Source organism: Marinifilum fragile (assembly GCF_963677365.1).
In the GTDB taxonomy this organism is placed as follows: Bacteria; Bacteroidota; Bacteroidia; order Bacteroidales; family Marinifilaceae; genus Marinifilum; species Marinifilum fragile.
Map to the genome: position 1 here is coordinate 1,332,860 of NZ_OY781962.1, position 13,216 is coordinate 1,346,075.

The 13,216-nt window shown below is 41.0% G+C and carries 7 protein-coding genes; all 7 read left to right on the top strand.

Translation table 11 applies throughout. The features are described from left to right. The first annotated feature begins 4 nt into the window (after positions 1-4). The gene (locus ACKPCA_RS05115) at positions 5-1,705 is read left to right on the top strand and encodes a sulfatase family protein (RefSeq protein WP_321281761.1); all 1,701 of its coding nucleotides are present in this window, start codon (positions 5-7) and stop codon (positions 1,703-1,705) included. 1 nt (position 1,706) lies between these two features. Next, a complete protein-coding gene (locus ACKPCA_RS05120) occupies positions 1,707-3,257 on the top strand; it encodes a sulfatase (RefSeq protein ID WP_321281762.1) in 1,551 nt (516 codons plus the stop codon). A 111-nt stretch (positions 3,258-3,368) separates the two neighbouring features. Beyond that, the gene (locus tag ACKPCA_RS05125; protein ID WP_321281763.1) at positions 3,369-5,117 is read left to right on the top strand and encodes a glycoside hydrolase family 9 protein; all 1,749 of its coding nucleotides are present in this window, start codon (positions 3,369-3,371) and stop codon (positions 5,115-5,117) included. 9 nt (positions 5,118-5,126) lie between these two features. After that, the gene (locus ACKPCA_RS05130) at positions 5,127-6,926 is read left to right on the top strand and encodes a cellulase family glycosylhydrolase (protein ID WP_321281764.1); all 1,800 of its coding nucleotides are present in this window, start codon (positions 5,127-5,129) and stop codon (positions 6,924-6,926) included. A 441-nt stretch (positions 6,927-7,367) separates the two neighbouring features. Then, positions 7,368-9,500, top strand: a complete 2,133-nt coding sequence (locus ACKPCA_RS05135) for a sulfatase family protein (RefSeq protein ID WP_321281765.1) — start codon at positions 7,368-7,370, stop codon at positions 9,498-9,500. 101 nt (positions 9,501-9,601) lie between these two features. Next, positions 9,602-11,362 carry an alpha-L-fucosidase gene (locus ACKPCA_RS05140; protein WP_321281766.1) on the top strand — a complete coding sequence of 587 codons (1,761 nt, stop codon included), beginning with the start codon at positions 9,602-9,604 and terminating at the stop codon, positions 11,360-11,362. Between the two features lie 16 nt (positions 11,363-11,378). After that, the gene (locus ACKPCA_RS05145) at positions 11,379-12,839 is read left to right on the top strand and encodes a sulfatase (protein ID WP_321281767.1); all 1,461 of its coding nucleotides are present in this window, start codon (positions 11,379-11,381) and stop codon (positions 12,837-12,839) included. Positions 12,840-13,216: the final 377 nt, after the last annotated feature.

A 13,216-nucleotide genomic window follows, 5' to 3' on the forward strand; every position in this document is an offset into this window, starting at 1 on the left:
AAAGATGAGAAATCCACTGATTAAAAATACTTACCATTGGTCGTTGTTTTTATTGGGAGGAATTGGTTTGCACTCGTGTGGTGCAAACCAAAACTCACAGGAGAAACGCTGTGAGCAAGCCAATATTCTTTGGATTACTTGTGAAGATATCAGCCCAAATTTGGGTTGTTATGATGATTCAGCTGCAAAAACTCCTGTCATTAATCAGCTGGCTGCTGAGGGGGTGTTGTTTACCAATGCTTTTGCTACGGTAGGTGTTTGCGCACCAAGCCGATCGTCTATCATTACCGGTATGTATCCTATTTCCCTTGGAACTCATAACATGAGAACCGGAAAAGATATAACTGGGATTTCCAAGGGGAATTATAACAAGGAAACGGGAATAGTAGATCCCAAAGGAAATCCAGTGCCTCAGTATTCGGCAGTCATCCCGTCTCAGGTGAAGTGTTTTACTGAATATCTAAGAAAAGCAGGATATTATTGTACCAATAATGCGAAGACAGATTATCAGTTCGCAGCACCTATAACCGCATGGGATGAAAACGATACGCAGGCGCATTGGAGAAACAGACCCAAAGGGAAACCATTCTTTTCGGTATTCAATTTGAATGTTTCGCATGAATCACAAATTTGGAAGAAGAAAAACGATTCATTGGGCATAGATCCAAAGGCTCCGGCTCTTCCTCCTTATTTTCCTGAAGATTCCATTGTACGAAAAGATATGGCTCGCAACTATTCCAATATTAGTGAAATGGATCAACAGGTTGGAGAAATCCTGCAGCAGTTGAAAGAGGATGGCCTTTTGGATAAAACCATTGTTTTTTTCTATAGCGACCATGGAGGTCCTCTGCCACGAGGGAAAAGAGCCATTTATGATTCCGGCCTGAAGGTTCCTATGGTAATCAGGTTTCCAAAGCAAAAGCATAGAGGAGTTGTGAACAGGGAAATGGTATCCTTTGTCGATTTGGCACCAACCGTGCTTTCTCTGGCAGGAGTTGAGGCTCCTGGCTACATGCAGGGACAGGCTTTCCTTGGACCATACAAAGCCAAAGAACCAAGAACTGAAATATACGGTTCCAAGGATAGAATGGATGAGTTTTATGATATGGTTCGTAGTGTTCGTGATACCCAATACTTGTATGTGAAGAATTTCCATCCGGAATGGTCCTATTACAAGGATATCAAATATCGCAGACAATTGGATATGATGAATCGTTTGTTGGATTTGAAGGCTAAGGGAGAGTTGACTAAAGAGCAAAAACTCTTTTTTAGAACCAGTAAGCCAACTGAGGAATTGTATGATGTGAAAGCAGATCCTTTTCAATTAAATAATCTGGCTGAGGATCCAAAATACAAAGCCATCATGGATAAGATGTCTGTAAAGTTGGATAGCTGGCAGAAAGCGGTTGGAGATAAGGGAAATATCCCGGAAGGAGAACTGGTAAGGCAAATGTGGCCAAATCTGGAGCAACCTGTTACAGCCAAACCTACGTTTGAAAAACTTGGTAATGCATATGAAATACATTGTGCAACGAAAGGTGTATCGGTTGCTTACCAGATTACCCGTGATGGGAAAAGCAAAAATACGTGGAAGCATTGGCAGGTTTATCAAAAGCCAATTCAATTGAAAGCAGGAGAATATTTACATGCTGTTGCAATTCGTATTGGCTACAAACAGAGTGTTGAGAATAAAATAAGGAAATAAAATGCAAAAAATAAAAAAATACATGGCCCTGGCCTTGGCAAGCTTGCCATTGTTGGGACAAGCTCAGGAAAAAAAGAATGTCCTGTTTATTGCAGTAGACGACTTGAAACCCATTTTAGGTTGCTATGGTGATGATTTGGTGAAAACACCCAACATTGACCGATTGGCCAAACGTGGGGTAGTATTTGCCAACAACCATTGCCAGCAAGCTGTATGTGCTCCTTCAAGAGCCAGTCTTTTGTGTGGGGTACAGCCAGATAAGACAAAAGTATGGGATTTGAAAACACTGATTCGTGATATGAATCCCGATATTTTAACCTTACCACAGCACTTTAGACAAAATGGATATTTCACCACCAGTGTGGGAAAAATCTACGACAAGAGAAGTGTGGATGAACACCATGACAAAGTATCGTGGAGCGAAGCTCAAGCCTTTGAAGGAGATTATAAATATTACGACGATAAGTGTGGAGAGCCTGCTTTAGGCTATTACCAATTGCCGGAGACCAAGGAAAAAGTAGCCAAATACCGTAAGGAAGCAGAGGCTATGGGCAAGAAAGGATATGGAATTACCAAATATGCAATTTCCTTTGTTAAGCCAACTACCGAATGTGCCGATGTGCCTGACAATGCATATGTAGATGGCGTGTTGGCCTTATCGGCTATCGATCGTTTGGAAAAGCTTTCCAAAAAGGAAGAACCATTCTTCCTGGGTGTTGGATTTAAACGTCCTCACTTGCCTTTTGTGGCTCCCAAGAAATATTGGGATTTGTACCAGAGAGAGGAAATGCCATTGGCAAAATATCAGAAAGCAGCTGAGAACGGACCTCTTTTAGCCTATCACAATTCTGGTGAGTTGCGCTCCTATACCGATATTCCTCCTTTGAAATCTTTTTCGGATATTGAATCTGATTTGATTCCAGTTGAGAAACAAAAAGAAATGATTCATGGATACTATGCAGCGGTTTCTTATATAGATGCACAGGTTGGTAAGGTGTTGAATGCTTTGGATTCTTTGGGATTAACAGAAAATACTGTTGTTGTCCTGTGGGGTGATCATGGCTGGCACCTGGGCGATCATGGCATTTGGTGTAAGCATACCAATTTCGAACAGGCTACCCGTAGTCCAATGATTATTGCCGATGGAGAGAATCATACTGGAGTATGCAAAACACCTACTGAATTTCTGGATCTGTTTCCAACACTTTGCGATTTGGCAAATATTGAAACTCCGGAGCACCTGGATGGGAAAAGCTTACTACCTGCACTGAAGGACCCGAAGAAGGAGGTGAAACCTTATGCCGTGAGTCAGTTTCAACGAGGAAAGGCAGAAGGTTATGCTTTCAGATCGGAAAGGTATCGTTATGTGGTTTGGGTGAAAAACATGTTTAGAAACCCATCGCAATTTTCAAAAGATTTAATATCTGTTGAAGAGCTTTACGATTACGAGAAGGATCCTCTGGAGACCAGAAATGTTGTAAATGATAAGAAATATAGTAAAGTAAAAAAGCAGATGGAGAAATACTGTTTGGATTACTTTAAAAACAGATAAAATGGTATCGCCTGCCGGATTGATCCCCCTCCAACTAATTCGGCGGGTTGATATTTTTATCAATAAAGAAATGGTTTTAAAAGGAAATACAGAATGGTTAATTACTCAAAGATGAAAAACAAGAATGTGATAATGGGTTTATTTTGCTTCTTTTTATTTCTACTTCCCAGTTTGACTTTTGCGCAGGAAGGTGGAGAGGATATTTATATAAATCAGCTTGGTTTTTTGCCCAATGTGGAAAAGATTGCTTCAATTCATGCTGTGGATGAGGGAGACTTTTTGATTCGCAGGACTGCAAACAATCAAATTGCATTCTCCGGGCAATTGGAAAAAGCAGCTTACTGGAAAAGTTCTGGTGAGAAGATCCTGATTGCTGATTTTTCAAAATTACAGGAAGAGGGAGAATACTATCTGGAAGTTCCGGGAGGTGGAAAATCAAGTAAGTTTACCATTTCCAAAGACTGTTTCAAAAATGTATTGCAGGCTACATCAAAAGCCTATTATTACTGGCGTTCTGCCTTCCCGATAACAAAAGAATTTGGTGGTGAATGGAACCGTCCTTTAGCCCACCCGGATACAGTGGTGTTTATTCATCCCTCAGCTGCATCAAAAAAGAGACCTGCCGGAACTGCTATTAGTGCTCCAGGAGGTTGGTATGATGCAGGCGATTACAACAAGTATGTGGTAAACTCAGGCATTACCTGTTACAGCTTGATGTCTGCCTATGATTTTTCAAAACAAAGCTTCAACTCCTTGAACTTGAATATTCCCGAGTCCAATGACTACATTCCCGATATTCTAAATGAAGTGTACTATAATCTGAAATGGATGATGAGTATGCAAGATCCGCATGACGGGGGAGTATATCATAAACTAACAACAGCAAACTTTGCCGGAGAACACATGCCGCACAAGGTAAAGAACAGGAAAAGATACGTGGTTCAAAAAACAACAGCTGCAACATTGAATTTTGCTGCGGTGATGGCCATGTCTCATCGAGTATTAAAAAAGGATTACCCAAAGTTTGCAGATCAATGTTTGCTTGCTGCAGAAAAGGCCTGGGCCTGGGCAGGAAGATATCCTGTGACCTTTTACGAACAGGAAGAACTCAATAAAAAGTATGATCCTGATATTAACACAGGAGCTTATGACAATAAAAAAATTAAGGATGAATTTGCCTGGGCTGCAAGTGAACTGTTCCTGAGTACGAAGAATAATGAGTATCTTCATCATGCCATGAATTATTATAAAACAATTCATCATATTGCGGTACCAAGTTGGGGCAATACAGCCATGCTTGGAATATACTCCTTATTGAATAACAGAGAAAGCATTCCCCTTTCAGATAGAAAGGAGTTTCATATTTTAAATCGAAAACTATTGAAAATGGCTGATGCTTTGGTTGACTCCTATTTAAAATCGCCAAACAGAACGGCTTTCGGAAATCAGGAGGCTCACTTTAAGTGGGGATCAAATGCCATTGCAGCCAATCAGGGTATGCTTTTGCTGCAGGCTTGGAGATTAACTGGCAAACAGATGTATTATGATGCTGCTTATTCAAACCTGGACTATATTTTGGGACGAAATGCAACAGGATACTGTTTTGTCACTGGTTTTGGCCATCAGAATCCCAAATATCCGCATCATAGAATTTCTACAGCAGACGGAGTAAAGGAGCCTGTACCAGGTCTTTTGGTTGGTGGTGCCAGCAATATGAAACTACCAGCCTTTCAATTTCCATCAAAGTATTCAGCAAAAAGATATCAGGATGAATACAAATGTTACCTTACCAATGAAGTCGCAATTAACTGGAATGCTCCCTTGGTGTTCCTGATTAGCGGACTAAGCAATAACTTTTAAATTTATAACATGTATCGACCGAGAAGACTAAGGATAAAACTATTTTTGCTATTTATTGGATTTCTATTCCTGTCCTCCTCTTTTGCCCAGAGCAAAACGGAAGGAGAGAGAACAAAGGCCTTTGAATTTGTTCGGGAAATGGGCCGGGGAGCCAATTTTATGGCAGCCAAAATGGAAGGGCGTTTTCACTCCAATCATGATTTTCAGCTTTTAAAGGAAAATCATTTTACCCATTGTAGAATTGGAGGTAAGCTAAACCTTCACACCGGACAAGCTCCCGATTATACTGTTGATGCTGGTAGAATTGATGATTTAAAGGAGGCAGCAGACATGTGTTTGTCAAAAGGACTGATCGCGGTGATTGATCCTTTGCACTTGTATAACGAACATTACAGCGATGACCAATTGCCTGTATTGAAGAAAATCTGGTCGCAGGTGGCTGAGGCATTTGCTGCATATCCTATCGAAAAGCTGGCTTTTGAAATTATTAACGAACCGCACAAGGGCTACGATTTAAAGAGTATGATTCATGAAAGTATTGCTGAGATACGAAAAGTGCAAGGCAATGAAGAACGATTGGTCATTGTGTCGGGACAAGGTTTTACCACAAGACAAGCTTTAATTAATGCTTTTAATGAAGATGTATTTCCCACTGGAGATCCTTACCTGATTGGAACCTTTCATTACTACGATCCCAAAAGCTTTACCAAGCAAGGTACTTTTGGCGTGACAACCTATTGGGGAGAAAGTGGAGAAAATGATGCAGACTGGACTGTAGTGGAAGAAGCTTTTGATGAGGTAGAGGAAGCAAACAATGGCTGGGCTCAGCGACATCAAACGACTGCTTTACCCCTTTATTTGGGAGAGTATGGCGTGGACAACCAGACTCCTGATGCAGATAGAAAAAGATGGCTTTCCTGGATAAGGATGCAGGCTGAAAAGCGTGCTTATGCAACATCCTTATGGAACATGTACAATTTGAATAGCAAGGGAATTGGCCCTTGGGAGAAGGAGCAGAAAGATGATCCTTCAACAAGATATTTTGAACAGGATGTGGTTGAGGTCTTAATGACCCGATATGAAATGGAGGATGCCGATGTAAGCGGGCAACTGGCAATCGTAGACGAAAAGGAGAATGTTTCGGGAGAACAGTATCTTACTTTTTCAAATGCACAGCATGGCGATCAGGCTGTATTGAATAGTGTTTATATCCCCAAATCAGATCAATATACCTTGACCATTCGATATAAAAATCAGGGTGAGCAAAATGCAGTGTTAAGCATTGCTGCTTTGGATCAGAATGGAAATAAAGTATCGGAGCAAGAGGAGGTACTTTTTCCTTCAACTGCGGATAGTGAGGAATGGGGAAAGATTCTTGTGACGCTTGATTTGAAAGCAGATGAAGAAAATCAGATTCAATTAACCAGCCTTGACCATCTATCATTTCAGATTGATTACCTCTGTATCTCTATGGGGGAATATCACGACAGGCTTTATCCTGCGGAACGAAAAGAGGCTGATGTACCAACTGCTGTCATTTCACCTTCCGAAGAAAGAAAAGTAAACATACAGGTCTATCCAACCATCTTTTCAAATCATACCAACATATATTCTAATCTGAAAGGTGATGAGAAGGTCACTTTTCAGGTGAATGATTTGTTGGGAAGACCCGTTCAAAAAGGAAATTTACCTACGGCGAAGTCGAGTCTGTTGTTGGGGCAAAATTACCAGAATGGCTATTACCTTTTGAACTTTGTTGGCGAAGATTGGCGCAAGTGTATCAAGCTGCGTAAAAAGTCAGGAATCTAAGTTGAGTTATATATCAATCGTTTGTACTTTCCCCTAAAACGCTTCTGTTTTAGGGGAAAGTTGTTTTTTGTACCAGGGTCCCAATTTTTGAAAGAGGACTTTTGGGATAATGCAGGAACCAAAAACCAACCTTCGTGAACGCATACTTAACTCCAAAGCACTATCATTAGGATATTTTTGGGATAGAAGAATCAAAAAAATGGGTTCTGTATGATTTATAGTGGGAAAATACTTTAAGTGCCTAAAGTACTTGGAATACTTGCAGTACTTAAAGTGAAAAAGTCAGAGCCTTGCGGCTTGAGCAAAAAGAATATTGATGAGTAATCATATGCTATATGATGGAATAATTAATTCAACTGTAAGTTCTTTCTAAGAATGATAAAGAGCTCTAAAATTAATTACCCACTGTATTTTTATAGCACCAAAAAACAACAAACAGATATGGATCGGAGAGTTTTTGTAAAACAATTTTCATTAACCGTTCTGGGAACAGCTTTGCTTCCTATGGGCTTATCGGCAAAGAATAAGAATTTGTGGGGGAAGAAGATTACGCCTCAAAGCTTATTTGATGAGGGAAAGTTGGATGTGATATTGCCGGAAGAGGCATTTAATCCCATGGGAAATTGGGAGCAAACCTGGAGAATTTGGATGCCTTTTAGGGGAAAGCCAGGTGAAGCTTCCGGGTATTTAAGTGTGAACAGAAATGTTGCTAATCACCCGGGAAAAGTAGAATATGGTGTGGAGCAGGCCATTTCTGAGAACAACCAATGGATGCATCTTACAAAAGTTGCCATCAAGGCCAGGAACAATCAATATGGAACTCCTTTGAACTGGGAGGCTGCCACTGAATATATCAAAGCGCCGGGAAAAGGTTTTAATGAAGAGGTGGGTGCCTACCAGAGCTCCAATCTGACAAATGAAAATGAAGACATCTGTTTGAACTTTACCTTGCTCGATACGGTTCAGAGAATGCAAATGGAAGGGGTAAAGGAACTGAACTTTACGCTTTTCGATGAACTGGATAAGGAGAAGAAAAACCACAGTATCAAATACAAGGAAGACACAACAATTCAAATTGGTGGAAAAACTGTAGAGGTTCACTGTTACGAGCAAATCGGAGAGGGAATGCTTCCCTGGATGTATTATGTGGATGCCAATGGACGATTGCTTCTTGCCATAAATGGGATGCGTGTTCTTATTGCCGATGTGGAATGTAAAAGCAAATATCAGGCTTCTTACCCTGAAATTAGCGAAGTATCCATTGAGAAAAGAGCTGCACAGGCAGGAAGAAAAGGAGAGATGAGAAAGGATAAGCGTCCGAACATTCTGTTTTTAAGTACCGATCAGCAAAGCTGGAATACCCTGTCGGCCTTGGGAAACAAACACCTGAATACTCCTAACCTGGATCGATTGGCAGGCAAAGGGGTCACCTTCAGTCAATGTTACAGTCCAAATCCTGTTTGTTCCCCTACACGTGCAAGCTGGATAACAGGATTGGCAAGCAGTGAACATGGGGTGATCAAGAACGGGGAGTCCATTGTTTCGGGCCTTACAACAGTAGGGCATAGCCTTCGCGAAGAAGGATATGAAACCGTGTTTGCAGGCAAGTTGCATGTGGGCATTCCTGATTCCTATGGTGAAAAAATACCAGGTTTCGATAAGGTATTGTGCATGGGCATTGGAGGGAAAGGAACCCTTGGCGATCAGGCGGTATCCAGTGTGGCTGTTGGTTATATGCAAAACAGAGACCGATCCAAGCCTTTTTATCTTACGGTAAACTTCTTGCAACCGCATGACATCTGTAATTGGATCAAAAGGCACAACAAGAATCGCAACGACAGGCATTTGGATTCTGTACTGAATGAATTGCCTCCCTTGCCTGAAAATTTCAATGCAATATTAGAGGAACCTCAAAAGATGAATGTTCCCAGAAAAACGGAGTGGACCGAGACCGACTGGCGCTACTACCTGTGGGCATACTACAGGATGGTAGAGGAAGTGGACGCTGAGATTGGTCGTGTTCTACATGCTTTGGAGGAAACTGGCGAAGCCGATAATACCGTCGTGTTATTTAATTCCGATCATGGAGAGGGAAGTGCAAGTCACCAGTCGGTAACCAAAAACTATTTGTACGATGAGGCTTGCCGCGTGCCGATGATCGTTTCTTATCCGAAAGAGTTAAGATCTGGAGTTATCGATCATGAGAATTTACTGTCCTGTTTGGATATCGTTCCTACCGTTTGTGATTTTGCCGGAGCCAAAGTGCCTGAAAACTGCAGTGGAATCAGTATGCGACAACTGGCTGCAGGCAAGAAGAACAAGCTTCGCGATTTTGTAGTGTCTGAGGTAAATAATGATAATGGACGAATGGTAAGAAGCGAGGACTTTAAATTGATCGTTTATCGAAATGATTTAAACTATTTGTTTTTCGATATGAAGAATGATCCCGGGGAAACCATCAATTTGGCTCAAGACTCCAAGTACGGTCAGCAACTACAGGAGCATTTTACCATGCTTGAACAATGGGAATCGAAACTAACGAAAGCCCCAATTTGTAAGCCTTTTCATGTGTAATTAGAATAACACTACTGAGAGTTTCACTTTTTGTGGGGCTCTCAGTGTAAATTTTAAGGTGAACGATAGAGTTTAAGTAGAAAATTGTAACAATTAGTAGAATGAAAAAAATTAGTATTGTCCTATTATGGCTCCTGTTGGCGAAGTTTAGTTTTGCACAGGAGCTTGTAAAATACGAGCACTTACCCGAAGATTTAAAGCCATTTATTTATGCCAAACAATCAGATGTGAAATGGTTTAAAGATGCGAAATTTGGTGTGTTTATGCATTGGGGGCCCTATTCACTGGCGAAGGTACCTGCCAGCTGGGGAAGATTTGGAGATCGTCCGGGAGCAGGTAAAAAAGCAAAGAATGGTGTTCCAAAAGAGGAGTATGACAATTTGTATAAGAGTTTCAATCCAAAAGAATTTGATGCCGACAAGTGGATTAAGATGGTAAAGGATGCCGGAGCTAAATATTTTATTTTTACCACCAAGCATCATGATGGCTTTTGTATGTTCGATGCAAAAAATACTGATTATAAATTCACCAATACTCCCTTCAAGAGAGATATTGCTAAAGAATTGGCAGATGCCTGTCACAAATATGGAGTAAAGTTATTCTGGTATTACTCTCAGCCGGATTGGCATCATCCTGATTGTTTAACCGAAAACAATGTAAAGTATCGGGCATACATGTTTGAGCATTTAAAACAGTTATTGTCTGATTATGGCAAGGTTGATGGATTGTTTTTCGACGGCCTGGGGACAAAGTATTATCACTGGGATACTCCAAAGATGTTGAAAATGATTCGTACCCTACAGCCTGGAATCATTGTAAACCGACGATGGGGGGCAGGAATGCCGGGATTTCCAATCAGTGGAGACTATGACAATCCTGAGCAGGAGTTTGGAGCTTTTGAAGTAGACAGACCTTGGGAAATGTGTTGCACCATCAGTGAAGCCTGGTCATGGACAGGAGGTGAAAGGTTTAAAACATACCGAACAAATCAAAGAATTTTAATCAGGGCAGTTTGCTCTGGAGGTAACCTTGCTCTAAATACTGGACCTTCACCAGAAGGATTCATTAATCCTCCCGAAGAACAAATCTATTCACAGATTGGGGATTGGATGAATAAATATGGAGAGAGTATCTATCATACCAAGGGTGGCCCCTATAAACCTGGAGCCTGGGGAGGAGCAACTTGTAGGGGAAATACAGTATATCTTCACATACTAACTGATTTCGGGAAAAATGGCTCTCAGGAAATAACACTTCCAACACTACCAGCTAAAATTAAGAGTGCCAGTCTGCTTACCGGAGGGGAAATAGAACTTGATAACAGCAAGAATGTTTTATCGATTCGTTTTAAAGGGGTACAAAATAAGCTTGATCATATCGTGAAGCTGGAGCTAGATACCAATGCGGAAGCGATAAATCCAATTGAAACTGTTTGTTCGAATAGTGAAATAATGAATATTCGAGGTATTGCCTCTAGTTCGGTTTCTCTAAATAAAAGTCCTGATGCCTTATTTGGTAAAGGGAAATCTGTATTTGCTGAAGGAAAGAAGCATAAAATCTGGTGGTCACCGGAAAATAAAGATAAATCCCCATGGCTAACAGCAGAGTTTGAAAGGGCAGAGGATCTTGATTACCTCATGCTTGCCGAGCAAATCAGAAATTGTTCTGTAAGACAGTTTGTGATTGAATATCTTACAAATGGAAAATGGAAAACACTGTATGAAGGTGAACAAATAGGAATGGATTTTAGTTTGAAATTCAGTGAAATAAAAACCAAATCAATCAGGATGAAAATTCTAAAAACAAACAAGGGGAGAGTTCCTTCAATAGGTGTTTTTAGAGTGTTTAGAAAGCAAAAGTAAACTATTACATCTACTTATGAAATCAAAATCACTACTGGCATTGGTGCCACTGTTTGCACTTTCCTGCCAAAGCAAAAAGGTACAGGAAAGTCAGCAGCAACAACCCAATGTCCTGTTTATTGCCATTGATGATTTAAAGCCCATGTTGGGTTGTTATGGCGATAGCCTGATACAAACGCCAAACATCGATCGCCTGGCGCAAACCGGGGTAGTTTTCACAAATACTCACTGCCAGCAGGCGGTGTGCGGCCCTTCCCGTGCCAGTTTGCTAACGGGAATGCGACCAGATTTTACGAAAATATACGACCTGAAAACATTCATCCGCGATAAGAATCCTGATATCACCACGCTTCCGCAGCATTTCAAGGACAATGGATACAGCACCGCAGCGGTGGGGAAGGTTTTTGATGTTCGCTCGGTCGATCAGCATCATGATTCCCTTTCGTGGAGCGAGCCTTACGAGCTTTTGGAAGGTTCCAACCCAATTGGAGAAGGATGGATCTATTCCAAAAAACGAATTAGTACCGAAGTTCCTGATGTTGCCGACAGCATTACTGTTGATGGAAAGATTTTGATAAGGGGAAATGAGTTGATGCAGCAACTGTCCAAGCAGTCAAAACCTTTTTTTCTGGCCGTTGGCTTTCATAAACCACACTTGCCCTTTGTGGCTCCCAAGAAATACTGGGATCTCTATGATCGAAATGATTTTAAGGTGCATCCTTTCCAGGAGAAACCAGAAAATGCACCGGGCTTTGCCTATCAGCCAGGCTGGGAAATCAGAAGTTTGTATGAAGATGTACCCCAAAAAGGGAAGATTGCAGACAGCAAACAATTGGAGTTGATTCATGGGTATCATGCCTGTGTTTCCTTTATCGATCAGCAGGTGGGCTTGTTGTTGAAACAGTTGGACGATTTGGGAGAGAGAGAGAATACCATTGTGGTGTTGTGGGGCGATCACGGATGGCATTTGGGCGACCATAACATGTGGTGTAAACATACCAATTACGAGCAGTCTACACGCTCTCCACTCATTGTTTCCTATGGTTCCAAATATAAGGGGAGCAATGCTTCACCTACCGAATTCGTTGATATTTTTCCAACCCTTTGTGAGTTAAGTGGTGTGAATACCCCGGCTAAACTTGATGGAACAAGTCTGCTTTCCATCATGAGTGGAGAAAAGGAAAAGGTGAAAGATGTTGCCGTGAGTCAGTTTCACAGAAATGGGAACCTTATGGGATATGCTTTTAGAAATGAGCGTTACCGTTATGTGGTGTGGTTCAAAAGCAAATTCAAACAGGATGAGATTGGTCCCTTTGGTGAGGATTTGATTGTTGCCAAAGAGCTTTACGACTATAAAAAGGATCCTTTGGAAACCCGCAACCTGATTGATGACAGTGCTTACACTTCGGCCAAAGAAGAAATGGAGCAGATGAGTAAAGGCTACTTTAAAAAGAGTATGAAAGCCGATCAGAATTGAAATAGAAAGGAATTTTAAATACAATAACGCAGGTATTGCAATAAGCGATGTCTGCGTTATTTCATTTTTGAGAATTGCGGGTAAGCACCAAGGAATTTTTGTGCCAATTAAATTACTGGAGGTATGTTCCCAGATCTTTTTGTAAGGATTAAATTTCTTGAGGTATGTTCCAGGAGTTTTTTGCAGCTATTAAATTTCTGGAGGTATACCCCAGGATATTTTTACATCTATTAAATCTCTGGAAGTATGTCCCAGAAGATTTTTGTGTCGATTAAATTACTGGAGGTATGTTCCAAAAAATTTTTTGTATCGATTAAACTTTCGGAAGTATGCTCATGAAAATTTGAGTGCCAATTTTTCGTTTGGGGTGACTTTAT